22 protein-coding genes are annotated in these 23,282 nt (G+C 66.8%); 10 read left to right on the top strand and 12 right to left on the bottom strand.

Features of this window, described 5'->3' with window-relative positions; all coding sequences use genetic code 11:
• Position 1: 1 nt before the first annotated feature.
• The gene (locus ACLIMP_RS24060; RefSeq protein ID WP_443478501.1) at positions 2-1,624 is read left to right on the top strand and encodes an MFS transporter; all 1,623 of its coding nucleotides are present in this window, start codon (positions 2-4) and stop codon (positions 1,622-1,624) included.
• 104 nt (positions 1,625-1,728) lie between these two features.
• Here the strand turns inward: ACLIMP_RS24060 and ACLIMP_RS24065 are convergent, their stop codons facing one another.
• A complete protein-coding gene (locus ACLIMP_RS24065; protein WP_443478502.1) occupies positions 1,729-3,198 on the bottom strand; it encodes a lignostilbene-alpha,beta-dioxygenase in 1,470 nt (489 codons plus the stop codon).
• 105 nt (positions 3,199-3,303) lie between these two features.
• Between ACLIMP_RS24065 and ACLIMP_RS24070 the strand changes: the two genes are divergently transcribed.
• The gene (locus ACLIMP_RS24070; RefSeq protein ID WP_054436039.1) at positions 3,304-3,771 is read left to right on the top strand and encodes a MarR family winged helix-turn-helix transcriptional regulator; all 468 of its coding nucleotides are present in this window, start codon (positions 3,304-3,306) and stop codon (positions 3,769-3,771) included.
• A 22-nt stretch (positions 3,772-3,793) separates the two neighbouring features.
• On the opposite strand, the gene ACLIMP_RS24075 is transcribed toward ACLIMP_RS24070, so the two are convergent.
• The 3 genes from ACLIMP_RS24075 to ACLIMP_RS24085 form a co-directional block, all read right to left on the bottom strand.
• On the bottom strand, positions 3,794-5,491 hold the full coding sequence (locus ACLIMP_RS24075) for an acyl-CoA dehydrogenase family protein (RefSeq protein WP_443478503.1): 1,698 nt from the start codon (positions 5,489-5,491) through the stop codon (positions 3,794-3,796).
• A 13-nt stretch (positions 5,492-5,504) separates the two neighbouring features.
• Positions 5,505-6,812, bottom strand: a complete 1,308-nt coding sequence (locus ACLIMP_RS24080) for an MFS transporter (RefSeq protein WP_443478504.1) — start codon at positions 6,810-6,812, stop codon at positions 5,505-5,507.
• 69 nt (positions 6,813-6,881) lie between these two features.
• Entirely contained in the window at positions 6,882-7,607 is a 726-nt protein-coding gene (locus ACLIMP_RS24085; RefSeq protein WP_054436037.1) for a nuclear transport factor 2 family protein, read from the bottom strand.
• A gap of 67 nt (positions 7,608-7,674) precedes the next feature.
• Here ACLIMP_RS24085 and ACLIMP_RS24090 point away from each other — a divergent pair, with 67 nt between their 5' ends.
• Positions 7,675-8,589 carry an SDR family oxidoreductase gene (locus tag ACLIMP_RS24090; RefSeq protein WP_443478505.1) on the top strand — a complete coding sequence of 305 codons (915 nt, stop codon included), beginning with the start codon at positions 7,675-7,677 and terminating at the stop codon, positions 8,587-8,589.
• A gap of 74 nt (positions 8,590-8,663) precedes the next feature.
• On the opposite strand, the gene ACLIMP_RS24095 is transcribed toward ACLIMP_RS24090, so the two are convergent.
• From ACLIMP_RS24095 to ACLIMP_RS24110, 4 genes are read right to left on the bottom strand one after another with little or no spacing between them, the layout of a single operon-like run.
• The gene (locus tag ACLIMP_RS24095) at positions 8,664-10,100 is read right to left on the bottom strand and encodes an aldehyde dehydrogenase family protein (protein ID WP_443478506.1); all 1,437 of its coding nucleotides are present in this window, start codon (positions 10,098-10,100) and stop codon (positions 8,664-8,666) included.
• Between the two features lie 40 nt (positions 10,101-10,140).
• Complete coding sequence (locus tag ACLIMP_RS24100; RefSeq protein WP_443478507.1) at positions 10,141-10,962, bottom strand: glutathione S-transferase family protein; 822 nt, start codon at positions 10,960-10,962, stop codon at positions 10,141-10,143.
• Between the two features lie 14 nt (positions 10,963-10,976).
• On the bottom strand, positions 10,977-11,798 hold the full coding sequence (locus tag ACLIMP_RS24105) for a beta-etherase (RefSeq protein ID WP_185999285.1): 822 nt from the start codon (positions 11,796-11,798) through the stop codon (positions 10,977-10,979).
• 14 nt (positions 11,799-11,812) lie between these two features.
• A complete protein-coding gene (locus tag ACLIMP_RS24110; RefSeq protein ID WP_054436033.1) occupies positions 11,813-12,565 on the bottom strand; it encodes a glutathione S-transferase family protein in 753 nt (250 codons plus the stop codon).
• A gap of 233 nt (positions 12,566-12,798) precedes the next feature.
• On the opposite strand from ACLIMP_RS24110, the gene ACLIMP_RS24115 reads away from it, so the two are divergent.
• From ACLIMP_RS24115 to ACLIMP_RS24130, 4 genes are read left to right on the top strand one after another with little or no spacing between them, the layout of a single operon-like run.
• The gene (locus ACLIMP_RS24115; protein ID WP_185999284.1) at positions 12,799-13,479 is read left to right on the top strand and encodes a glutathione S-transferase family protein; all 681 of its coding nucleotides are present in this window, start codon (positions 12,799-12,801) and stop codon (positions 13,477-13,479) included.
• Positions 13,480-13,481: 2 nt separating this feature from the next.
• A complete protein-coding gene (locus ACLIMP_RS24120; RefSeq protein ID WP_324699218.1) occupies positions 13,482-13,904 on the top strand; it encodes an acyl-CoA thioesterase in 423 nt (140 codons plus the stop codon).
• A 56-nt stretch (positions 13,905-13,960) separates the two neighbouring features.
• Positions 13,961-14,830 (top strand): CmcJ/NvfI family oxidoreductase, encoded by an 870-nt coding sequence (locus ACLIMP_RS24125; RefSeq protein WP_443478508.1) that lies wholly within the window; start codon positions 13,961-13,963, stop codon positions 14,828-14,830.
• The gene (locus ACLIMP_RS24130) at positions 14,827-16,248 is read left to right on the top strand and encodes an MFS transporter (protein WP_443478509.1); all 1,422 of its coding nucleotides are present in this window, start codon (positions 14,827-14,829) and stop codon (positions 16,246-16,248) included. Before ACLIMP_RS24125 ends, ACLIMP_RS24130 begins: the two co-directional genes overlap by 4 nt.
• On the opposite strand, the gene ACLIMP_RS24135 is transcribed toward ACLIMP_RS24130, so the two are convergent.
• Positions 16,208-17,059: a helix-turn-helix transcriptional regulator gene (locus ACLIMP_RS24135; RefSeq protein ID WP_185999280.1), complete on the bottom strand. Its 852-nt coding sequence runs from the start codon at positions 17,057-17,059 to the stop codon at positions 16,208-16,210. The genes ACLIMP_RS24130 and ACLIMP_RS24135 overlap by 41 nt on opposite strands.
• A 135-nt stretch (positions 17,060-17,194) precedes the next feature.
• Between ACLIMP_RS24135 and ACLIMP_RS24140 the strand changes: the two genes are divergently transcribed.
• Genes ACLIMP_RS24140 through ACLIMP_RS24150 form a run of 3 tightly spaced genes read left to right on the top strand, consistent with a single transcriptional unit; the run spans position 17,195 to position 19,446 of the window.
• Positions 17,195-18,082: a beta-keto acid cleavage family enzyme gene (locus ACLIMP_RS24140; RefSeq protein ID WP_082370213.1), complete on the top strand. Its 888-nt coding sequence runs from the start codon at positions 17,195-17,197 to the stop codon at positions 18,080-18,082.
• A 36-nt stretch (positions 18,083-18,118) separates the two neighbouring features.
• A complete protein-coding gene (locus ACLIMP_RS24145) occupies positions 18,119-19,012 on the top strand; it encodes an SDR family NAD(P)-dependent oxidoreductase (RefSeq protein WP_185999279.1) in 894 nt (297 codons plus the stop codon).
• Positions 19,009-19,446, top strand: coding sequence for a VOC family protein (locus tag ACLIMP_RS24150; RefSeq protein ID WP_231635700.1), 438 nt, complete (start codon positions 19,009-19,011; stop codon positions 19,444-19,446). The genes ACLIMP_RS24145 and ACLIMP_RS24150 overlap by 4 nt, the downstream gene beginning before the upstream one ends.
• A 41-nt stretch (positions 19,447-19,487) precedes the next feature.
• Here the strand turns inward: ACLIMP_RS24150 and ACLIMP_RS24155 are convergent, their stop codons facing one another.
• From ACLIMP_RS24155 to ACLIMP_RS24165, 3 genes are read right to left on the bottom strand one after another with little or no spacing between them, the layout of a single operon-like run.
• On the bottom strand, positions 19,488-20,234 hold the full coding sequence (locus ACLIMP_RS24155) for an SDR family NAD(P)-dependent oxidoreductase (protein WP_443478510.1): 747 nt from the start codon (positions 20,232-20,234) through the stop codon (positions 19,488-19,490).
• A gap of 11 nt (positions 20,235-20,245) precedes the next feature.
• Positions 20,246-21,118: an amidohydrolase family protein gene (locus tag ACLIMP_RS24160; protein ID WP_292636511.1), complete on the bottom strand. Its 873-nt coding sequence runs from the start codon at positions 21,116-21,118 to the stop codon at positions 20,246-20,248.
• The gene (locus tag ACLIMP_RS24165; RefSeq protein ID WP_054436024.1) at positions 21,115-23,259 is read right to left on the bottom strand and encodes a PQQ-dependent dehydrogenase, methanol/ethanol family; all 2,145 of its coding nucleotides are present in this window, start codon (positions 23,257-23,259) and stop codon (positions 21,115-21,117) included. Before ACLIMP_RS24165 ends, ACLIMP_RS24160 begins: the two co-directional genes overlap by 4 nt.
• Between the last annotated feature and the right edge of the window lie 23 nt (positions 23,260-23,282).

The raw sequence follows: 23,282 nt of genomic DNA on the forward strand, positions 1-23,282 counted from the left end.
CGTGAAACCGCCGGTCGGACAGGTCGCGACGGGTCCGGCCCGCCATGTCGCGCGCGGCGGATGGTACGCGCTGGCGCTGATCGCCCTGACCAATGCGATGAGCCTGCTGGACCGCCAGATCCTCGCGATCCTGGCCCCGGCGATCAAACAGGACCTCGGTATCGGCGATGCCGAGATGGGCCTGCTGTTCGGCACCGTCTTCGCACTGTTCTACGCGCTGTTCTCGCTGCCGGTCGGCCGCCTTGCCGATGGCTGGCTGCGCGGGCGGCTGCTGTCGCTGAGCATCCTGTTCTGGTCGGCCGCCACCGCCATGGCGGGGATGACCTCCAGCTTCGCCATGCTGGCTGCGTCCCGGCTCTGCGTCGGCATCGGCGAAGCGGCGACGCAGCCTGCGGGCACCTCGCTGATCTACGATTACTGGCCGCGCCACCGGCGGGGCTTCGTGATGGCGGTGATGGCCTCGGCCATTGCGCTGGGGCTGGGCGGATCGCTGGTGCTGGGCGGACTGGCCGCGCAGATGTGGAGCGACGCCTTCGTGCCGGGCACCGCGCCGCTGGGCCTGAAGGGCTGGCAATTCGCCTTCCTCGTGGCCGCCGCGCCCGGCTTCGTGCTTTCGATCTTCCTCTGGCGCCTGCGCGAACCCGAACGCGGCGTGATGGACGGCATCGCCACGCCGCCCGATCCGCATCCCTTCCGTGCCAGCCTCTCGCTGCTGGGCGCGGTGACGCCGGGCTGCCACTGGGTGGCCATGGCGCTGCGCCGGGCAAGCCTGCGCAGCGTGGCCATCAACTTTGCCGCACTCGCCCTGATCGTGGTGGCGGGAACCGTGCTGGCGCGGATCGGCATGGCCCGGTCACCGCGCCCGCCGCTCGGCTTCGGCGCCTTCGCGATCGATCCGCACGTCCTGCAATGGCTGGTGATCGGCATTGGCCTGCTGGTCGTCGTCAACCTCCTGCAAGGGGTGAAGGCCAGCGACCGGCAGGCCTTCCGCGTGATCGCCGGATCGCCGACCCTCATCATGGCGATTGCCGTGGGCACGCTGCAATCGACGATCAACTACGGAATGATGGCCTTCAACCCCAGCTTCCTGATCCGCACCTACCACCTCTCGCTGGCCGACACCGCCTTGCAGTTCGGCCTGCTCTCGGCCGCGACCGGCATCGTCGGCCCGCTGATCTGGGGGCCGGTGTCCGACCGGCTGCACCAGCGGTTTCCCGGCGGCGGCCGGGCGGGAATCGCGCTGATGTCGATGGGCCTGTCGCCGCTGCTGTCGTTCTGGGTCTACTGGGCACCTTCGCCCGGGGACTTCTACTTGCGCTTCGTGGTCTACAGCATCGTGCTGACAGGATGGATGCCGCCGCTCTACGCGATCCTCTACGATCAGGTCCTGCCGCGCATGAGGGGGCTCACCGCCAGCCTCTACCTGCTGGTCATGACGATACTCGGCATGGGCGTGGGCCCTTATGTGGTCGGGCTGATATCCGACATCACCGGCGATCTGCGCACGGCGATGCTGAGCATCAACGTGGTCGCCGTGCCCATCGTGGTGCTGATCCTGCTTGTTTCCCGCCGCGCCGCCCGGGATGAGGCGAACCTCAAGGCCCGCGCCGGCATCGCGGACTGAATTCCGCCGAACCCATCCGCCTTTTCGGCCCGCAACCGCCGGAAGCTTGGGAGAAGCCGCCTGCCCCGGCAGCGGCTTCTCCCCTTTTTTGCGGGCCTTCCTCCTCAGGCCGCAAGCCCGATCGCACCGGCATCGGCCCAGTTGCCGTGGAGCCCGAAGCGCAGCCGGATCGGAACGTGGATGGTCGCCACCGGCCCCTTCTCGATATCGAGCGCATCGAAGATCAGCAGGTCGCTGCGGTGGTCCTCCAGCCGGTTGCAGACCTGCACGATCCAGCCGTCTCCCTCGGGCGCATCGGCGGAGCGGGGCACGAAGCACGGTTCCTGCAAGCTGGACACCGGCCCGCACCACCAGTGCTGCTCGCGCCCGGTTTCGAGGTCCTTGAGGAACAGGCAGTTCATCAGCAGCCCGCCCGCGCTGCCGCCACGCAGCTCCACCGGGCGGCGCATGTCCATCTCCAGCATCCAGCCGTAACGCGTCTTGCGCCCGGTGAAGCGGTCGTCGATGCGGGGAAACTCGGCGGCGGTATCGGACAGGCGGCTGATCGCCTCGAAGCTATCGCCGTTGGAGGCCATGTCCACGGTCCAGTCGGTCAGATAGCTCATCGCCTCCATGCCGTTGAACGGGGCGCCGTGGACGTCCGGGAAGAACGGGAACATGTTGTTCTTCGCCTCGGCAGTGAGGAAGTGGACCCGCGATCCCTCCTGCCATGCGTTCAGGACATGGCTGGCGAAGCAATTGTCGCGGCGGAACCAGCGGATCTCCTCGCCCGTCACCCCTTCACGGCGCGGCAGCACGCCCAGATAGACCGGCAGGCTCGTGTCGAACCCGAAGTGCGGAAGGCCCTTATCGAGCCGGTCCCAGCTTCCCACGGAGGGCACGATGTGGATCACCAAATAGTCCCGGGTGATCGCGAAATCGTGCATCATGCAATAGTAGGGCGCCTTGAACCACACCTCGCGCAGCAGCGCGCCATCGGTGCCGACCTCGTAATAGGCCACGTCGTCGGTGCAGAGCCCCGAGGCGGCATAGCCGATCGCCACCATGTTGCCGGTGACCGGATCGACCTTGGGATGCGCGGTGAAGGTCTGCCCGCGCATGGCTCCGCCGAAGGTCTCGAAACCGATGGTCTCCATCGTCGCCGGGTCCATCAGCAGCGCCGGGCTGTCCTCCTTCATCGCCCAGAGCTTGCCCGCGTAGATCCAGGCATTGGTGTTCGCAGTGGAGCGGAACCGGCCCTCCACCGCGGGATCGTCCGTCAACGGATTGCGATAGGCGCCGAACAGCCCCTTTCCGGCTTCGCGTTCCAGCTTCCACTTGTCGGTATGGGCCCAGCGCTGGCGCAAGTCGCACCGGCCGTCGTGGATATGGAACCGCGTGATCATGCCGTCGCCGTTGAAGGCGATATCGTCGCCAAGGCGCGGCGGGAACTGCGGATCGGGCTGGACGCGGAAGAACGCACCGTTCAGTTCGGGCGGAATCGTGCCCTCATGCGCAAGGTCGGCGATATCCGCCTCGATCCGCGATGGGGTGTTGAACCCGGTAAAGCTCGGGGTTTCCGGGAAATGGGCCATAACCTCTCCAGTCTTATATTGTCGTCGCGATATTGTATGCTTCACTGACAATTATTTTCCAAGCCATCGCTTGACGATTCCCGCAAACGCTCGCAACAGGACGTGATGAGAGACGCCGAAACATTCGCGGGACTGACAGCCGGTCGCACGCTAGATCACGTTCTGGACCTGCACCTGCGCCTGGCCCAAAGCGCCACGCAGCGCCGTTTTTCGGAGATCTTCAGCGATCTGGGCATTACCCAGACCCAGCTTACCGCGATGCTCCTGATCGCCGAGAATCCCGGCACCTCGCAAGCCGACATCGGCCGAACGCTCCAGATGGACCGCGCCACGGTGATGGGCATCATCAACCGTCTGGAAGGCCGCGAACTGATCGTGCGCGGGCAATCCACCGAGGATCGCCGCCGCCAGACGCTGGAAATCACCGAGCAGGGCGTGGCCATGCTTTCCGCCGCGCATGAGCGCAGCGGCGAACTCGGACTATGGCTGCGCGAACGCTTCTCCGATGCCGAGTTCCACATGCTCGCAGCCCTCCTGAAGCGCATTCACGACGTCGATATCGGCGGCCTCTGAGAGCGGCGCCACCGAAAGCCCGCTAATCGAGAAGCGCGGCAATCCCCTCCAGCCGCTCCGCGCCAAGGCGCGCCAGCCCGGCCTGCGCTTCGGCGCGAACGGGCAATTCGGCGAGATGAAAACGCGCCGCCGCCTTCATGCGCCTGCCCACCGCATCGTCGCCCGCGCGGTGGACCAGGCGTAGCGCCATCCAGCCGCAGGCGGCCATGCCGCACAAGTCCAGGAAGGCTGTCGCGCCGGCCTCTGCCCCTCGCGCCGCGCCCCGCATGGCCGAAAGATCGGCGGCGGTCCGCTCCAGCAGGTCCAGCACTTGCGCCAGTTGGCGGGAGGGCTCGCCATCCCGCAATTCGCCGCGCGCCCATGCAAGGAAGCGCGCCAGCCCCTCGCCCTCCTCGCGCCAGAGGCGGCGGTGAAGCATGTCGATGGCCTGAATGCCGCTGGTCCCTTCGAACACGGAGAAGACCCGCGCATCGCGCAGCCGCTGCTCGACGGGCCATTCGCAGGTATAGCCGGCCCCGCCCAGCACCTGCAGCGCCTCGCTCGCCACGTCGAAGGCGAGCCGCGCCGCGCCGTCCTTTACGATGGGCAACAGGAATTGCGCGAGCGACAGCCACTGCGCCCGCGCGTCCCCGTCCGCAGCGCGGCTGCCGAGTTCCAGCGCCGTCGCACAGGCCAGCGCCAGTCCGCGCGCGGTCTCGATCCTGCCCGCCATGCCCAGCAGCATCCGCTGTACATCGGCATGAGCGGCAATGGGCACGGGCGGTGCATCGGGGGCGCCGCCCTGTCGCCGCTCCTGCGCATAGCGCAGAGCGGTTTCGAAGGCTCCGCTGGCCACCCCGATCCCCTGCGGACCGCAGGAAAGCCGCATACGCAGCATCATGTGGAACAGGGTCTGGAGCCCGCGGCCCTCCTGCCCGATCAGCACGGCGGGCGCATTCTCGAAGCCGAGCACGCAAGTCGGCGAGCCATGAAGGCCGAGCTTCTCCTCGATCCGGCGCAGGAACACGCCGCCACGCGCGCCCTCCCCGTCGCCGTCAGGCACGAGGAACAGGCCGAGCCCGCGAACGCCCTGCCCTTCGCCAGACCGGGCCAGCATGAAGTGCCCGATCCGCCCGGCAAGATCATGGTCGCCATAGGAAATCCAGCATTTCTCGCCAGTCACGCGCCATGCGCCGTCTTCGCCCTTTACCGCCCGCGTGCGGATGCGACCGACGTCCGAGCCGGCGTCAGGTTCGGAAATGCAGATAGTGGCGGCCCATTCGCCCGAAAGCAGGCGCGGCACCCATTCCCCGGCCAGCTCTTCCGCCGCGCTTTCCAGCAGCAGCTCCGCCGCCGTGCGGCCCGGGGTGGCCAGCATGGCAAAGGCGGGCGAGGCGCGGTTGAGCAGTTCCTCGCAGGCGCCCTGCAGGAGCAACGGCAACCCCATGCCGCCCATCGCTTCCGGCAGCGGCAGCCCGAGCCAGCCGTCCTGCGCATAGCGCGCCCAGGCCTCGCGGTGGCCGGGCGCGGTCCGCACGCGGCCGCACGCCACCTGAGCGCCCTGCCGGTCCAGCACCGGATCGAGCGGCGCTACCAGCTCTTCCGCCATGCGCCCGGCCTGCGTGACGACGTGCCCCCAGGTTTCGGGATCGACCTCCACGCCCGCCTCGGCAAGGTCCGAAAGGAAGGGCGTGATCTCCAGATGCCGGACAAGGGCATCGACATGCGACTGGTATTGCAAGACGAACCTCCAATCAGCCGCGCACGCGCAGCTTGAGGCAGGACAGGGCGATTGCCGCGAGGAACGAGCCGCCGGCAATCAGCGTGGAAACCATGGCCAGCGGCAGGCCCGCCTCGAAGAGCATGCCTGCCACGATGGGAGACAGCGCCGCGCCGCCGCGCCCGACGCCGATGGCAAAGCCGGTGCCGGTCGCCCGGACATGGGTGGGGAAGGCCCGCGCGAAGATCGTGTAGAGCCCGGACACCGCGCTGTTGGTGAACAGGCCCGAGGCGAAGGCGAGCGCGGAGAGCCCGGCCAGCGTGTTCACGCCGAGCGCGCCGAACAACGCCACCATCACGGACGACCCAAGCAGCACCGCCACCGTCGCGCCCTTCAGCGGCAATCGCTGCACCGCCACGCCGAACAGCGCCCCGCCGATCGCCCCGCCAAGGTTCGCCCACACCAGCACACCGGCCGCTTCGGGCGGAGGAAAGCCGATGTCGACAACGATCTTCGGCACCCATTTCAGGATGAAGTAGAAGCTCACGACATGGGCGAAGTAAGCAAATGTGACCAGCAGCGTCGTGCCGATCAGGCCGGGGCGCAGGATGTCCGCGATGGAGGCGGCGGATTCCTCCACGGTGGGCGGCGGCAGCGCCGAAACCGGAGAATGGCCGCAGCGGGCCAGCACGGCATTGACCCGCGCCAGCGTGCCCGGACCGCGCCGCACCAGCAGGAACTGCACCGGCTCCGGCACCAGGAACCACACCAGCGGGATGAACGCCGCCGTCGCGAGGCAGCCGAACCAGAAGATCGCGTGCCAGTCGAACAGGGTCAGCAGCCAGGCGGCAGCGAGCCCGCCGATCACCGCGCCCAGCGGATAGCCGATCACCATCACCGCCAGCGCCAGGTTGCGGCGACGGGCATTGGCGAATTCCGCGGTCACCGCGTTGATCGCCGCCAGCATCCCGCCGATGCCGAGCCCGGTGAGCACGCGCCAGACCGAAAGCGTCGCCACGCCCGTCGCCTGCGTCGCCATCGCCATGCCCAGCGCCATGACGCAGAGACAGCCGAGGATCGTGCGCCGCCGCCCGACCCGGTCCGCGACGCTGCCGAGCACCACCGAACCGATGGCCATGCCGATCAGTTCCATCGACAGCACGACCCCCAGCGCCACCCGGTCGATCCCCCAGTCCGCCGCGATGCCGGGCGCGGCGAAGCTGATCGACAGCACATCGAACCCGTCAAGCGCATTGAGCCCGACCATGATCGCCACGGTCGCCACTTGCGCCCGTGACATCGGGGCACGCTCGATGATCTCACGCGGATCTGTTGCCGGCACGCTTTCCCTTTCTTTTATCGTCTTTTTTGCGAGGCTAGCGGCTCTCCCCGCCGCTGTCCCGGCGGATTTTCAGCCCACTTCCTGACCAGCCAGAACATTGCCGAACCGGGGATGGGCGAAATGCATCGGCACGTCGTGGCGATAGGGCCAGGTGGGCCGGTGGGCGCTTTGCGGCAGCAGGCGATCGGGGCCGATCGGATCCTCGGGGAACGTCAGCGCGGCGGGCTGGAGATGCGAGGTGGTGTGCGCCCAACCTTGCTCATAATCGCCCTGCCACTGCATCATGTAGTCCAGCCGCTTGATCTTCCACACGCCGTCCTCGCGCACGTAATCGTTCTCGTAGATGCCGGCTTCCATGAACTGCTGCGGCATGATCTCCTCGCGCGTGTCCTGGAAATCGTCGTGCCAGCCGCCGAACAGCATGCCGCGAAAGCGCCCCTTGGCGGTCTGGCGATCGGGCGCGACGGTGATCACGTCCTGCATCTGGAAATGATCGAGCAGCAACCCGTTCACCGGCCCCGGCTTTCCGCCGGTGAAGCGCTGCTGGATCCAGTCGCCGTAAAGGCGCTTCACCCCTGCATGGCCGACGTACTCGCCCGACAGGAACACGACCACGCCGTCCTCGGCGAAGAGTTCGGCAACCTGATCCGGCAGGTTGAAATCGATGTAATAGCCATAGGCCCAGTGCAGGCGGCGAATGGCATTCACATCCTCCAGTTCGCCCACCCGGTGCTCCAGCGCATCGAGACGGGCTTCGAGATGGGCGGGAGGCAGGTTCGAATCAGGCTCTGGCATCTCGATCTCTCCTCGATTATTGATTTGCTACACTAACGAATAAATTCGTCTTGCCGAGAGGATTGTCATGAAAAACAGCAAACGCGTGGCCTTCGTGACAGGAGGGGTTTCGGGCCTGGGCTTCGGAATCGCCCGCGCCTTGTCGAACGCGGGTTTCCGGCTTGCGCTAAGCTACCGCAATGAGGACTACCGCGCCGAAGCGGAGCGACGGTTCGCGGAAAATGGCAGGGAAACGCCGATTTTCCTGAAACTGGACGTAACCGACCGCGCCCGCTTCGCCGAAGTCGCCAGGGAAATCGAGGCGACCTTCGGCCGGCTCGACGTGCTGGTGAACAATGCCGGCGTCTCCGTGTTCGGCCCGACGGACGAAGCCAGCCATGCCGATTACGACTGGATCATGGGCGTGAACTTCGGAGGTGTAGTAAACGGACTTGTCGCGTTGCTTCCTCTGCTGAAACGGACCGGGCCGGGAAGCCATGTCGTCAATGTCGCATCCATGGCCGCCTATCTCTCCGGTCCGCAGGCCGGCATCTACACCGCCAGCAAGTTCGCGGTGCGCGGCCTTACCGAATCCTTGCGCTACAACCTTGCCCCGCAGGGCATCGGTGTATCGCTGCTCTGTCCCGGCCTTACCCGCACCAACGCCTGGGACAGCGCCTTCCGCCGCCCCGAGACATTCGGCGAAAGCGGCTTCGGCGAGCTTGACCGCGCGGCGCTGACGCAGTTCGGCACGGCCTTCGACCTCGGCATGGACCCGCTCGAAGTGGGCGAGAAGACCCTGCGCGGGATCGAGGAGAATGCCCCCCTGATCTTCTCCCACCCCGAATATGCCGAGGATTTTCGCGAGATTTACGAGGCCTCGCTGGCGGCCCTGCCCGACGAACCGGCCCCCGCGGCCCGTCTGGAAATCGAGCGCCTGCGCCGCGAGGGAAACCGCGCGGCGGCGGGCGGACGAACCGTGTCGATCGCCGATCTGACCTGATCCATCCGCCCAGCGCCCCCGTCCGACCATTGCGGGGCGGGCATATGGGGCCGGGAGATACCGGCCCCCCTTCTTCACGCCTCGACCGGCTGGTACTGGCCGATGACCGACTTGACCTCGAGGAACTCCTCGATCCCGAACTTGCCGAATTCGCGGCCATTGCCGGACTGCTTGTAACCGCCGAACGGCATGTCGAAAGCAAGGCCCCCGGAATTCACGAAGACCGCGCCCGCGCGCAGCTTGCCCACCAGCTTGCCCGCCCGCGCCGGATCGCCCGCGATATAGGCGCCAAGGCCGTAAGGCGTGTCATTGGCGATGCGCACCGCGTCGGCTTCATCGTCATAAGGCATGATGACCAGCACCGGGCCGAAGATTTCCTCCTGCGCGATGGTCATGTCGGGCGTCACGTCGGCGAAGACGGTGGGCTTGACGTAATAGCCCTTGTCCAGCCCTTCGGGCCGCCCGAGCCCGCCGGTCACCAGCGTCGCGCCTTCTTCGATGCCCTTCTGGATCAGGCCCTGGATCTTCTCGTACTGCGCCTTGTTCACCACCGGGCCGATGTGCGGCCCTTCGCTGAGCGGATCGCCAACCGGCTTGGCGGCGAACATCTCGCCCACCTTCTCGGCCGCATCGTCATGCTGCGAACGGTGGACCAGCATGCGCGTAGGCGCCACGCAGCTCTGGCCGGAGTTGAGCAGCACCCCGCCCACGCCGCCGGGAAGCGCCACGTCCAGCGGCGTGCCTTCGAGGATGATGTTAGGCGACTTGCCGCCCAGTTCCTGCGACACCCGCTTCACGGTATCGGCGGCGTTCTTGGCCACCATGATCCCGGCGCGGGTGGAGCCGGTGAAGGAGATCATGTCGATCCCCGGATGCCGCGCCAGCGCGGTGCCCACTTCCGCGCCGTCGCCCTGCACGAGGTTGAACACCCCCGCCGGAACGCCTGCCGCCTCCATCACTTCGGCGAAGATCGCGGCGGAACTGGGTGCTTCCTCGCTAGGCTTGAGGATCATCGTGCAACCGGCGGCCAGGCACGGCCCCACTTTGGCGACGATCTGGTTCATCGGCCAGTTCCACGGCGTGATGAGCGCGACGACGCCGATCGGCTCGCGCAGCACCGTATTGTCGCCGATCTTCTCGGAAAATTCGAAGGCATCGAGCGAAGCCAGCGCCTGTCCGAGATGGGCCACGCCCGATCCCGCCTGCGCGGTCGAGGCCGTGGAGATCGGGCAGCCCATTTCGGTGGCGATAGCCTCCGCAATGTCGGGAATGCGGGCCTTGTAGGCTTCGATCACTTTCCCGATCAGCGCCATGCGTTCCTGCTTGTCGGTCTGCGAGAACGTCTCGAGCGCCCGCCGCGCGGCTTCCACGGCAAGGTCCACGTCGGCGGCGGTGCCCAGCACGATCTCGCTCGCCTGCCCCTCGGTAGCCGGGTTGACCACCGAATGACGGCGGCCGCCCCGGCTGTCGGTCCAGCGGCCGTCGATATAGTTCTGCGGATAGCTCTTCATGATCCTGCTCCCGTTGGAGGGTTGTTCTCGTCGATGATGGTCAGGCCGCGATGAGCCCGAGTTCGGCGTCGGTCGCCGGAGGTCCCCACTTGTCGCGCGGGGGCATCGGGCGCGTGTTCCAGGCGGGATCGAGCGTGAAGCTCGACACCGCGCGGCCTTCCGGCAGGCGCCCGTTCCCGCCGCCCTGCGCATAGTCGTAATAGAGCGTCATCAGTTCGCGGTGCCCGTGGTGGCGCTGCACGACCGGGTGCGAAAGGCACGCCTCGCGCCAGCGCAGCACGCGCGAAAGGTGCTGCGGCACTTCGTAAGCCTCGTAGTATTCGAGGAACCACAGCCGCTTGAACATCGGCGCGAAGGCGACTTCCGCCCAGCCGAACCGGTCGAACAGATAGTCTCCGTCAGGTGCATAGTGCCGCAGGAAGTCGTCGAGGCGGGCATATTGCGCATCGACTTCGGCCCGGTGCTCTTCTCGCTTCCCCGCATCCCGGTTGAGGATCATCCGGTAACCCGCGCCGGTGAACTGCCCGTCCGTGGCGCAAAGCATCGCCTCCACCGCATGTTCGAAGGGATCGGCCCGCGCCACCGGCACTTCGGGAAAGCGATCCTCGAAGTAGCGCATGATGACCATGCTCTCCTTCAGCGTCTCGCCGTTTTCCAGTTCCAGCGCCGGAAGCGCGGTGGTTCCCCGCGTCTTGGCCAGAAGCCAGTCGGGCCGGGCCAGCGAAATGTCGATCTCGTGATCGGCCATGAGCCCTGACAGCCCCTTGAGATCCAGCAGCAGCTCGACCCGTTCGGAAAAGGGGCAGCCCGGTATGTGGTACATCCGCAAGGCGCCGCCCGGCGGCTCGTCATGCCATGCCATAGCCTGTGCTCCGTTCAATCGGCGGGTTCGACCTGCGGCGCGGCGCCGCGATTGACCGGCGCCACCTCTATCCCCGCGCCGCCGGATTCGAAGGGTTCCGGGTCGCCCGGCCGCAGCCGGAGCCCGAACAGCGTGTGCATGGCGGGATGACGGCCCAGCCCGCCGAAGAGGTCGAAGCCCCGGTCCAGCCAGTCGCGCAGGGGATCGTCCCCGGTAAGCGGCGGGGTGGTGGCGACAGAGGCCGTCCAGAGGAACACCGCCAGCGCCGTATAATCGGCGAAGTTGGGCTTTTCCCCGCCCAGCCACGGCGTATCGCGCAGCAGCTTGCGGAAGGGTTCGAGGGTGGGCGGCACCAGCGGCAGCCGGTCCTCGCGCCCGGCCTGCACGTCCTCCAGCTTGCGTCCGCCAAGGAACATCGTCTCGCGCGAGTGCCGGACATAGGCGTGGTCCTGCGGCAGCGACAGGTCGTGGTAATCGAGGATGTAGCACGAGAACCACGGCCCGATCGCCGTCTTCCAGAGCCAGGCGTCGAGGAACCTGGTCAGTTCCTTCATCGAAGGCCCCTCGAACAGCATGGGGCGGTCGGGGTATTTCTCGTCGAGATATTCCGCGATCTTCCAGCTATCGAGCACCCATTCGCCGTCATCGACGATCACCGGCACGCGTTCGCTGCGCCCGCCGGTCCGCTCGGCGATGCCGGTGAAGCCGCCGGGCACGAGGTCCACGTCGAAACCCTTGTGCGCCAGCGCATACCTGGTGCGCCACACGAAGGGACTGATCGTGCAGCCTGAAGCGAGCTGCAGATCGTAGAGCGTGATGCGGTTGTCCCTGGCCATCGCCCTTCTCCCCTTCAGACCGTGACCTTGCGGCCGCGATCGCCGAATTCGCTTTTCGAATTGGCGAACATCTTCTGGCAGCCGGGGCGGTCGTTGATGCGATCGATCCAGCCCACCAGATGCGGCGTCGCCTCGCGGTTCACGATATCCGCGAAGCTGTTCTGCATGCCGTTGGCGATGGCGAAGTTGCACACGTCGGCCAGCGTGAATTGCTCGCCCACCAGCCAGGTGCTTTCGGAAAGCCGCTTTTCGACACGGTCCACCGAGACGCGGATCTTGCGCATTTCCTCTTCCAGCACGTCCCTGGGGAAGCCGGCACGGGCGGTGCGCCACTTGGTGCGCTGCTCGGGGATCGGGATGCGGGCAACCTTGGCCTCGAACTCCTCGTCCGAAAGCGCGCGGGCCATCGGCCCGATGCCGCGCTCCCACCCCAGCGTGGAGACGCACCAGCAGAAATATTCGTCCACCCACTTGGTCCACACGCGCATCTCGGCGATCTGCACAGGGTCGGTCGGGCGCAGCTTGGGCGCATCGGGGAAGGCATCTTCGAGGTATTCGCAGATCACCGTCGATTCGGTGATGATGTGGCCGTCATGGTCGAGCGCGGGCACCTGTCCGCGCGGATTGATCTTCTTGAACCAGTCCTCGTGATGCTCGAACCGCGTGGGATCGACGAAGCGCGGGGTGAATTCCAGCCCCTTTTCATAGAGCGCGAGCAGCGGCTTGAGCGAATTGGCCGCAGGGCCAAAGCTGTAGAGCGTCAACATGTATCGGCAGTCCCTCTCCGTTCGTCCTTGCGGATCTGGAAGGCAGACTGCGTTGGGAATGCGGCGCGTGGAAGCCCAGCATCAATACTATTAGAATCGCCAACTGGTTGAGGCGGGCCAGCCTGTCACTGCCAGTGATACTGTTTGTGCTCTTCTGGTCGCGCGCGCCGCTGTCTGCTCTCTTCCCTGCGCAAGGCGCGCCGAATCGCGCGGCGAACACCCGGGAGAGACGCTTGCTCGAACTGCTGACTTCGGAAACGCCCAACGGCTGGAAGACCACGATCATGCTGGAGGAGCTCGGCGTGCCTTACAGGCTGCGCGCGATCTCGCTCACCGATCGGGAGCAGAAGGAGGACTGGTATGTCCGCCTCAACCCCAACGGCCGCATCCCGACTTTGATCGACCACGATGTGGAGACCGAAAACGGCGGCTTTGCGGTGTTCGAATCCGGTGCGATCCTGATCTACCTCGCCGAGAAATTCGGCCGCTTCCTGCCTGCCGACGTGGCCGGGCGCAGCCGCGTGATCCAGTGGGTCATGTGGCAGATGTCCGGGCTCGGCCCGATGATGGGGCAGGCCACGGTGTTCAACCGCTACTTCGAGGAGAAACTGCCCGCCGTGATAGACCGCTACACGCGCGAAAGCCGCCGCCTCTTCGAAGTGATGGACGCGCGCCTGGCGACCGGCGAATACCTCGCCGGGGACTATTCGATCGCCGATATCGCCTGCTTCCCCTGGGTTCGCGGGCATGACTGGGCCTGCATCGACATGGAAGGCCTGCCGCATCTCCGGCGCTGGTTCGGCACCGTCGGCGCGCGCCCCGCGGTGCAGCGCGGCCTCATGCTGCCCCAGCCGCCATCCGCCGAGGAAATGGCCGAGAAGACGACCCGGCAGGGCAAGAACATCCTGGCCTGACGATGGCGCCCTTCCTCACGCGCGAGCATCGCATCGAATGGGGCCAGTGCGATCCGGCCGGGATCGTCTTCGCCCCCCGTTTCATCGACATGTTCGCCGAAAGCACCATCCTGCTGTTCGAAGCGGCCGGACTGCCCCGAAAGCGCGACATGCTCGCCGAGCTGGGCGTCGCCGGCTTTCCGCTGGTGGACCTGTCCGCCCGCTTCGGCTTTCCGGCGAGCTACGGCGACGTCGTGACCATCGAGGCCGACGCGCCGGAGTTCGGAAACAGCAGCTTCACCATCGCCCACCGCATCCGGCTGGGGGAGCGGATCTGCGTGGAAGGCACCGAGAAGCGCGTCTGGACCGTGCCCGCGCCGGACCGGCCCGGCGGCCTCCAGTCCGCGCGCGTACCCGACGCCGTCAGGAACCGCTTCCTGCGCTGAGCACCTTGCCTGCCCGCACCGGCACAAAGCCGGGCGGCATCCTTGGGAGAGAGAGCATGACCGATTCAGCCACGCGCAGCCGCCCCGGCGCGCAAGTAGAGACCACGATAGATTACCTGCTGCCCACCTCGCGCATCAACCGGCGCTTCTGGGCGCCGGGCAAGGAGTTCAACACCGGCGTCTACCAGCCCTATCCGGTGACGATCCGCAACGCCCGGCTGGCCGAGCGTCCGTTCACGCTCGATGAGCACGGCTTCTGCATTTCCCGCCATGAAACCGCCGTGCAGGACTTTGCCGACCCGCGGCAGCTCGCCGCCTATCCCGATGAAGTGGCCCGTGCCGCCAGGGCCCTGACCGGGTGCGACTATGTGTTCTGCATGGGCGGGCAGCTGCGCTCGCCGATCATCGCGGGCGAAGGCTACCAACCGCCCGCCGCCGAGGCCCATGTCGACTTCAACTCGCGCTCGGCCCACAAGATCGCCGCCGCCCTTTACGAAAAAGGCCGCCCGGACGGGCCGGGATATGACCGTTTCATCGCCTTCAGCCTGTGGCGCACGTTCTCCCCTCCGCCGCAGGACTGGCCGCTGGCGCTTTGCGAAGGGCCGTCGGTGGGAGACGAGGACAGCGTGGCCAACGTCAAGGTGGACGTGGACGAGATCCCGCAAGGCGATGCGCTCTACGCCCCGATCGAGGGCGAGGAGGACATGGTTGCCGCCACGATCTTCCGGCACAGCCCCGGCCATCGCTGGTGGTATTTCCCGGACATGACGCGGGACGAGGTGATCTTCATCAAGTTCCACGACAGCGACCACGAGCGCGCCTGGCGCGCGCCGCACACCGCCTTCCACGACACCAGCCGCCCGGATGCACACGTGCGTGAAAGCTACGAATTCCGCGCCATCGCCTACTTCGAAAAGCCGCGATGACCGAAGTTCCGGCCGAGACTTCGGCCGATCCGCGCGCGGTGGCCATGATGGTCGCCTTCGTGATGTTCCTCTCGATCCTCGAAGCGACGGTGATCGCCACCGCCCTGCCCGACATGGCGCGCGATTTCGGCGTGGCGCCCAGCGGAATGGGCATAGGCATCACCGCCTACCTGCTGGTTTCCACCGCGTTCCTGCCGCTCAGCAGCTGGGCGGCCCAGCGCCTTGGCCCGCGCCGGGTGCTGACCGGCTCGGTGCTGGGTTTCGGCCTCGCCTCGCTGCTCTGTTCGCTGAGCACGGGTCTGGCGTTCTTCGTGGCGGCCCGCGCGCTGCAGGCGCTCTGCTCCAGCCTGATGACGCCGGTGGGCAACCTCGTGCTGCTGCGGGTGACGCCCAAGCACCGCCTGGTGGAAATGCTGGCGATCAGCACCACGCCCGCCCTGATCGCCCCGGTCATCGGCCCGCCGCTGGGCGGGCTGCTGACCGAAACGCTCGGCTGGCAGTCGATCTTCCTCATCAACCTGCCGCTCACCCTGATCGGCGCGCTGCTGACCCGCAAGCTGATCCCCCGCATCGCGCCCCGGCCCGCCCCGTTCGACCCGCTGGGCTTCGCGCTGGTCGCGATAGCGCTGGCCCTGCTGATCTACGGCTTCGACCGGCTCGGCGCCCATCCCGGCGCGGCATTGCTTCCCGCCGCGATGATCGCCTGCGGCAGCGCCGCGGCGCTGCTCGCCTTCCGCTATCTGCGCGCAAGGCCGGACGGACTGGTGCCGCTCACCGCCCTGCGCCACACGACCTTCCGCTCGATCGCGTTCGGTGCGGGCATGTTGATGCGCATCCCCCACATGGGCCAGGCGCTGGTCCTGCCGCTCTATTTCCAGCTCGCGTTCGGCATGTCCCCCGGACTTGCCGGGCTCCTGCTGCTGGCCAACAACCTCGGCGATCTCGCGCTCAAGCCGGTGGTGGGCCGCGTGATCCGGGCGAGCGGCTTTCGCATGGCGCTTTCGGCGGGCACCGCGATGATGATGGCCTCGCTCGCGGCCATCGCCGCCTTCACGGCGCAGATGTCGCCATGGCTGATGGCCGCCGCGATGCTGCTGGTGGGCATGGCGCGGTCCGTGCCCTTCACCGGCATGGTCTCGCTCGCCTTCGCGGACGTGGCGCAGGAGGAACTGCCCGGCGCCATCGTGCTCAACAGCATCGGCAACGCACTTTCGGCCGCCATCGGCATCTCGCTGGGAGCCTTGTTCCTGAACCTGCGGATATTCACGCCGGACAGCGCGGAAGGACCCTATCGCCTGGCCCTGGTGGCACTTGCCCTGATCGGCATGGGCGCGGTTCCCCTGTTCGCCCGGCTGCCCGCCGAAGCGGGCGCGCGCATCACCGCACGGCCGCTTCGAGAGGGCCAAGCTCCGGCCTGAGCCCGCGCAGCCGCTCCAGCAGCATGGCATCGCGTTCCTCGTTGGGCGCGAATACGATCAGGCGCTGGCTGGGCACTTCCTCGATGGCGTAGGAGGTATGGCGGAACCAGATTTCGCCGATCTCGGGGAAGAAGCTGGAATTGATCCCCTCGAAATGGGAACGGATCTCGCTGCGCGCCCAGCTTTCGCGGAACAGCGCCGAACGTTCGGTCAGTTCGGCGATGATCTCGTCGAAGATCTCGGGCTGCGCGGTCTGGCTGTAATCCCACTTGAAGCGCGCGGTCAGGCGCTGGCCCATTTCGCGGAAGAATTCGGGATCGCCCTGATAGCGCTCATTGAGCATGAGGATCTTGAACAGGTTCCGCTCGCTCCGCGCGAGCGGCGCGTAATCGCGGAAAGCCACCGAGACGAGCCGGTTCCAGCCCACCACCGTCCAGTCCTCGACGATCACCAGCGCCGGGATCGAGAGGCTGTCCAGCAAGTGCTGCGTGCCGGGCCGGATATCCTCGTCCAGCCGGGAGACCAGCGGCGGCGGGCGGTGCTGCGCCAGCGCGAAGAGATATTCCCGCTCCGTATCGGAAAGCCGCAAGGTGCGCCCCAGCCGCTCGATCATCGGGGCGGAGAGCTGGATTTCGCGCCCCTGCTCGAACCAGGTGTACCAGGTGACGCTCATCCCCGCGAGCGCGGCGACTTCCTCGCGGCGCAGGCCCTTGGCGCGTCGGCGCTCGCCATTGGGCAGGCCCACTTCGCTGGGCATCAGCCGTCCGCGCGCAGATTTCAGAAAAAGCGAAAGCTCCTCACGATGCGACATCGGTGCTCTATCTCCCTCCGGTCACGCCCTGAACCAGTTACCTGACGTGATAGGATATGTGCTGGCCTGTTCCGACCACTTCGAATTTGCGATCTCGCCCATATCAAGAAAAGACACAAGGCGAGGAGAGCGAGATTGGCGCAGAAAGTCTACATTACTTGCGCGGTGACAGGCAGTTCGCCGATGCCCAGCCATCCCAACTTCCCGTTCCGCCCGGATCACGTCGCGGCGGAAGCGCTGGCGGCGGCCGCGGCCGGTGCCTCGATCATCCACGTCCACGTCCGCGACGGCCAGACCGGCGAGCCTTCGCAGGCGCTGGAAGACTACCGCGAGGTGGTGGGCTTGATTCGGGAAAAGAACCGCGAGGTCATCCTCAACGTCACCACCGGGCCGGGCTGCACCTGGATGCAGAGCGACGAGGACCCCTCGGTCTGCGGCGAAGGCACGCTGATGTTCACTGCCGAGCGCCGGCTGGAGCACATCCTCGACCTCAGGCCCGACATGTGCACGCTCGACATCTGCACGATGCAGCTCTGGGGCGGGGTTGCCATCAACCTCGATCCGATGATCACCCGCATGGGCCACATGATCCAGGAAGCGGGCGTGCTGCCGGAAATCGAATGCTTCGAGGCGGGCGATTTCGTCTTCGCGGACGATCTCATGGCCAAGGGCGCGATCCCTAAGAACGTGCCGTTCTCCTTCGTTCTGGGCACCAAGTACGGCCTTCCGGCCACGCCCGAGGCGATGCTCTATTCCGCCAACCAGATCCCGCGCGGCGCGGCGTTCACCGGCTTCGGCGTGAGCCGCCATTCCTATCCGATGGCGGCGCAGTCCGTCCTGCTGGGCGGCCATGTCCGCGTCGGGTTCGAGGATACCATCTTCCTGCGCAAGGGCCGCATGGCGCCCGACAACGCCGCCCACGTCAACTGGGCCGTCGAACTGATCGAGCGCATGGGCGCCGAAGTGTCGAGCGCGGGCGAAACGCGCGACCTGCTCGGACTGGAGAACCACGCCTACGCATAGACAAGAGCGAAAAATCGCTATCGAGGGAGAGACAAGATGACAGAAGTGGCAGGACGCACGGCATTCATCACCGGCGGCGGCTCGGGCGTCGCGCTCGGCCAGGCCAAGGTCTTCGCGAAGGCGGGCTGCAAGGTCGCCATCGCCGACATCCGGCAGGACCATCTCGACGAGGCCATGGCCTTCTTCGCCGGCACCGGCGCGCAGGTCATGCCGGTCCATCTCGACATTACCGACCGCGAGGCATATCGCCGCGCCGCCGATGCGGTGGAGGCCCGGCTGGGCCCGGTGGAACTGCTGTTCAACACCGCCGGCGTCTCTCACTTCGGCGCCATCCAGGACGCCACCTTCGATGACTGGGACTGGCAGATCGACGTCAACCTGCGCGGCGTCATCAACGGCGTGCGCACTTTCCTGCCGCGCATGATCGAACGCGGAAACGGCGGGCACATCGTCAACACCGCATCGATGTCCGCCTTCGTGGCGCTCAAGGGCACCGGCATCTACTGCACCACCAAGATGGCGGTGCGCGGGCTGACCGAGTCGCTGGCGCTCGACCTCGAAGGCACCGGCATCGGCGTCTCGCTGCTGTGCCCGGGCGCGGTGAACACCAATATCCACGAGGCCCTGCTGACCCGCCCCGCCCACCTTTCCGATACCGGCTACTATCAGGCCGGGCCGGAAATGTTCGGCCATCTCAAGAAAGTGATCGAAGTGGGCATGGAGCCCGAAGCGCTTGCCGCCCATGTCCTCGACGGCGTGCGCGAGAACCGGCTCTATATCCTGCCCTATGCGGAATTCCGCGGCACGCTGGAGGACATCCACACCCGCGTCATGGATTCGCTGGCCCGGCCGGAGGACGATCCCGACTACGGACGGCGCGTTGCCCACGGCGTTCCCGGCGGCGAGAAGAAACAGGAGCAGGCGGCATGAACAGCCCTTTCATGGCCTTCGACACGCGCGTCCGCGCCCGCGTGGTCGCGCTGGACCATTACAACGTGGTGGTCGCCGATCTCGATCGCAGCGAGGCGTTCTACCGCGAAGTGCTCTCGCTGGAGAGCTACGCCCCGCCGCCGCCGCTCACCCGCCAGACCGCGCGCTGGATCTACGACAACGACGAGCGGCCGATCCTCCACCTCAACAGCCGCGACGCACCGCGCGCCATGGACCGCGAGATGTTCGGCGGCCCCACCGGCGCGCTGCATCACATCGCCCTGCGCTGCGAAGGCTTCGAGGAAATCCGCGACCGGATCGAGGATCGCGGGCTGCGGTACGAAAGCAACGTGATCCACTCGATCGGGCTGCGGCAGATCTTCGTGCATGACCCGGACGGAGTGCTGCTGGAACTGAATTTCTTCGACGATTGAGCCCGAAATTGATCGTCGCCCCGCCTGATCCGGGGCGACGATCACACCCTCAGCGTTCCCAGCACCCCGCCGTCCACCGCGATGCTCTGCCCGGTGACATGCGAGGCCGCGTCCGAAAGCAGGAACGCCGCCACCGCCGCCACTTCCTCCGCGCTGCCGGTTCGTCCCTGCGGCACCTTGCCGGCAAGCGCATCCAGCGCCTCGCCCGGAAGCGCGGCGAACATTTCCGTCGCGATGAACCCCGGCACCACGCAATTGCAGCGCACCCCGAAAGGCGCCGCCTCCAGCGCGACGGCGCGCGCCAGCCCCAGGACCGCGTGCTTGGACGCGACATAGGCGACGTTGTTCGCCATGCCGCGCTCGCTGGCGAGGCTGCCGGTCACCAGTATCGCCCCGCGCCGCCGCGCCTTCATGGCCGGCAATGCCCGGGCGACAGCCCGAAACGGCGCAGTGAGGTTCACGGCCATGACCTGCGCGAAATCCGCTTCCGCATAGTCTTCCACCGGCGCGAAAGTGCCCCCGGTTCCGGCATTGAGGAACAGGCCGTCGATCGGCCCTCCCCCTGCGATCGCCGCATCGAGCGCGGCGTCAAGCGCAGGACCGTCGGCCACGTCCACAGCCTGCCAGCGGGCATCCGCACCCAGACTCGCGGCCAGTTCCGCCAGCCGGTCCGCCCGCCGCGCCAGCAGGGTCACGCGCCCGCCCAGCGCCGCGACATGCTCCGCAGTGGCCCGGCCGATACCGCTGGATGCGCCGGTGATGACGACGTGGCGATCCGTGAAATCCATCCCGATCCCCCTCATGCCAGCCCCAGCACCCTTGCGGCATTGCCCTTCATGATGCCGGGCATCACGTCATCCCTGAAACCGATGCCGCGCGCCGCCTCGATCCACTTTTCCGGCCGGATCAGCGGGAAGTCGGAACCGAACATCATCTTCCCCGCCAGCTGGCCATTGGCATAGCGCACGATCTGCGGCGGGAAATAGCGCGGGCTCCAGCCGGAAAGGTCGATGAAGACGTTCTCCTTGTGAAGCGCCATCGACAGGCTTTCATCCACCCACGGCCAGCTCGGATGAGCCAGGATGATCTTCATGTCCGGAAAATCGACCGCCACGTCGTCCACCAGCATGGGCCGCCCGTACTTGAGCCGCAGCCCGCCGCCGCCGCGCATCCCGGTGCCCATGCCGGAATGGCCGGTATGGAAGATCGCGGGCAGGCCATGGCCGGCGATCACCTCGTAGATCGGATAGCCCACGCGGTCTGCGGGGTGGCAGTCCTGCACGATATGGTGGAACTTGAAGCCGCGCACGCCGTGGTTCTCGATCAGGTCGCGCGCCTCCCGCGCGCCCAGCCTGCCCTTGCGCGGGTCTATCGAGGCGAAGGGGATGCAGATATCGGCATGGGCGGCGGCGAATTCCGCCACTTCGTAGTTCGACACGCGCCTCGCCCCCATGCCGCTTTCGGCATCCACGGTGAAGAGGCAGAAGGCGATGTTCTGCGCGCGGTAGATCTCGGCGATCTCCGGCATCTTCGGCCGTTCGCGCGGGGCCTTGAAATAGGCGGAGGCAGCATCGAAGAACTGCGCCATGACCGGGTCCTCCGGATCGTGGCACGAGACTTCCGCGTGGACGTGAACATCGATGCCCGCCAGCCCGGCGAGGTCGATGGTCACTTGCCGCCCGCTTTTTCCAGCGCCTTGTCCTCGTTGGCGCGGTGGATCACGTATTGGCGGATCGCCTCGATCTCTTCGGCCGACATCACGTCGGACCAGCCGACCATGCCGTTGCTCTTCAGCGCCCCGTCATGCACCACCGTCTGGAATGCGGCCTTGTCGCCGACAAGGGCCGAGCGGCGCAGGTCCGGCAGCAATCCGCCGCCCACCGCCGCATCCCCGTGGCAGGTGCCGCAATAGCGACCATAGCGATAGGAACCGGCCGCCACCTGCTCCGGCGTGCCGGTGAAAGCGGGCGGATCGAGCGGCAGTTCCTCCAGCTTCGGCGCGGGCGGCAGCGTGGCCGTGCCGCCCAGCCTGAAGACCAGCAACCGGCTGATGTTGTGCACCGGACCACCGGATTGCGATATCACCCCGCCCGGCGCCAGCGCCCAGATGCCGCCCCAGCCGGCCACCACCGCCACGTACTGCGTGCCGCCCACCTTGTAAGTGATCGGCGGCGCGACCACCCCGGTCTGCACCGGCCAGGACCACAGCTTCGCGCCCGTATCGGTGGCATAGGCGGCCATCTCGCTCGTCATGTTGCCCTGGAACACCAGCCCGCCGCCGGTCGCCAGCAATCCGCCGTTGTTGGCGCTGGGGAAGGTCACGCGCCAGCGCTCCTTCTGCGCCACCGGGTCCCAGGCGATCAGCACGCCCTTGGTGGCCTTCGCCGCCGCCTCGCGAATTTTCGCATCGGCGGGCATCGAGGCCGCCGCCATGTCCACGCCGGTATTGAAGCCCTTGGCCTGGTGCTTCCAGTTCCTGTCCGGGAAATAGGGGAAGGCGGCGATCTGCGCCGGGATGAAGACCAGCTTCTCCTTCGGGTCCCACGCCATCGGATGCCACGAATGCGCCCCGCCCGCGCCGGGCGATCCGACCCACGGCTTGCCGGTCCTGTAATAGCGTGCCTCGGGATTCTCGATCGGCCGCCCCGTCCGGGGATCGAGCCCGGAAGCCCAGTTCACCGGCACGAAGTTCTTGCCGGAGATGAATTCGCCGGTCTTTCGGTCGATCACGTAGAAGAACCCGTTCTTGGGCGCCTGCATCAGCACCTTGCGGGTCTTGCCGCCGATCTGGAGATCGGCCAGCATGATGTGCTGGGTGGCCGTGAAGTCCCAGGTTTCGCCCGGCGTGGTCTGGAAGTGCCAGACATATTCCCCGGTCTTCGGCCGGATCGCCACGATGGACGAGAGGTAGAGGTTGTCACCCTTGCCCTGCGAACGGATGCCCTGGTTCCAGGGGCTGCCATTGCCCACGCCGATATAGAGCAGGTCCAGTTCGGGATCGTAGGCCATCGAATCCCACACGGTGCCGCCGCCGCCCTGCTTCCAGTATTCTCCGTACCAGGTCTTCTCGGCAGCCTTCAGATAGGGCTCGGCATTCCTGCCCGGCGCGTCGGGCACAGTGTAGAACCGCCAGAGCTGCTTGCCGGTCTCCGCGTCGTAGGCGGTGATATAGCCGCGCACGCCCATCTCGGCGCCGCCGTTGCCCACGATCACCTTGCCATCGATCACCCGCGGCGCGCCGGTGATGGTATAGGGCTTGGACTGGTCCACCGTGACCTTGCTCCACACCGGCTTGCCGCTATCGCGGTCAAGCGCGATCAGGCGGCCGTCGAACGTGCCGAGATAGAGCTTGTCCCCCCAGGCGCCGAGCCCCCGGTTCACGACATCGCAGCACCCCTTCACCCCGCTGTCGCCCGGGACTTCGGGATCGTAGGCCCACAGTTCCTTGCCGGTGGCGGCATCGTAGGCCCTTACCTTGGACCAGGCGGTGGTGATGTAGATCCTGCCGTCTATCACCAGCGGCGTCGATTCCTGCCCGCGCGCGGTATCGAGATCGGAAAACCAGGCGAGGCCAAGGCTCTTCACATTATCCCGGTTGATGTCGGAAAGCGGCGAGAAACGCTGTTCGTCGTAAGTGCGCCCATAGGAGAGCCACTCGCTGTCCGGCGCCTTGACGATCAGGGCGCCGGTAACGTCGCCGGTCCGCGCGGTCGCGGCGGCGGGGCCTTCCGCCCCGCCGCTGCCGCACCCCGCCAGCACCAGACATGCCCCCGCCGATACCGCGAGCCAGACCTTCGAACGCTTCGCAACCATTCTCTCACTCTTCCCGTTTCCCG

This window comes from Novosphingobium aeonii (genome assembly GCF_052279045.1).
Taxonomy (GTDB): domain Bacteria; phylum Pseudomonadota; class Alphaproteobacteria; order Sphingomonadales; family Sphingomonadaceae; genus Novosphingobium.

Coding starts and splice junctions, on each gene's coding strand:
- ACLIMP_RS24065 (WP_443478502.1), bottom strand. CDS start 3,198: ATGGCCCATTTCCCGGAAACCCCGAGCTTTACCGGGTTCAACACCCCA.
- ACLIMP_RS24070 (WP_054436039.1), top strand. CDS start 3,304: ATGAGAGACGCCGAAACATTCGCGGGACTGACAGCCGGTCGCACGCTA.
- ACLIMP_RS24085 (WP_054436037.1), bottom strand. CDS start 7,607: ATGCCAGAGCCTGATTCGAACCTGCCTCCCGCCCATCTCGAAGCCCGT.
- ACLIMP_RS24090 (WP_443478505.1), top strand. CDS start 7,675: ATGAAAAACAGCAAACGCGTGGCCTTCGTGACAGGAGGGGTTTCGGGC.
- ACLIMP_RS24095 (WP_443478506.1), bottom strand. CDS start 10,100: ATGAAGAGCTATCCGCAGAACTATATCGACGGCCGCTGGACCGACAGC.
- ACLIMP_RS24100 (WP_443478507.1), bottom strand. CDS start 10,962: ATGGCATGGCATGACGAGCCGCCGGGCGGCGCCTTGCGGATGTACCAC.
- ACLIMP_RS24105 (WP_185999285.1), bottom strand. CDS start 11,798: ATGGCCAGGGACAACCGCATCACGCTCTACGATCTGCAGCTCGCTTCA.
- ACLIMP_RS24110 (WP_054436033.1), bottom strand. CDS start 12,565: ATGTTGACGCTCTACAGCTTTGGCCCTGCGGCCAATTCGCTCAAGCCG.
- ACLIMP_RS24120 (WP_324699218.1), top strand. CDS start 13,482: ATGGCGCCCTTCCTCACGCGCGAGCATCGCATCGAATGGGGCCAGTGC.
- ACLIMP_RS24125 (WP_443478508.1), top strand. CDS start 13,961: ATGACCGATTCAGCCACGCGCAGCCGCCCCGGCGCGCAAGTAGAGACC.
- ACLIMP_RS24130 (WP_443478509.1), top strand. CDS start 14,827: ATGACCGAAGTTCCGGCCGAGACTTCGGCCGATCCGCGCGCGGTGGCC.
- ACLIMP_RS24135 (WP_185999280.1), bottom strand. CDS start 17,059: ATGTCGCATCGTGAGGAGCTTTCGCTTTTTCTGAAATCTGCGCGCGGA.
- ACLIMP_RS24145 (WP_185999279.1), top strand. CDS start 18,119: ATGACAGAAGTGGCAGGACGCACGGCATTCATCACCGGCGGCGGCTCG.
- ACLIMP_RS24150 (WP_231635700.1), top strand. CDS start 19,009: ATGAACAGCCCTTTCATGGCCTTCGACACGCGCGTCCGCGCCCGCGTG.
- ACLIMP_RS24155 (WP_443478510.1), bottom strand. CDS start 20,234: ATGGATTTCACGGATCGCCACGTCGTCATCACCGGCGCATCCAGCGGT.
- ACLIMP_RS24165 (WP_054436024.1), bottom strand. CDS start 23,259: ATGGTTGCGAAGCGTTCGAAGGTCTGGCTCGCGGTATCGGCGGGGGCA.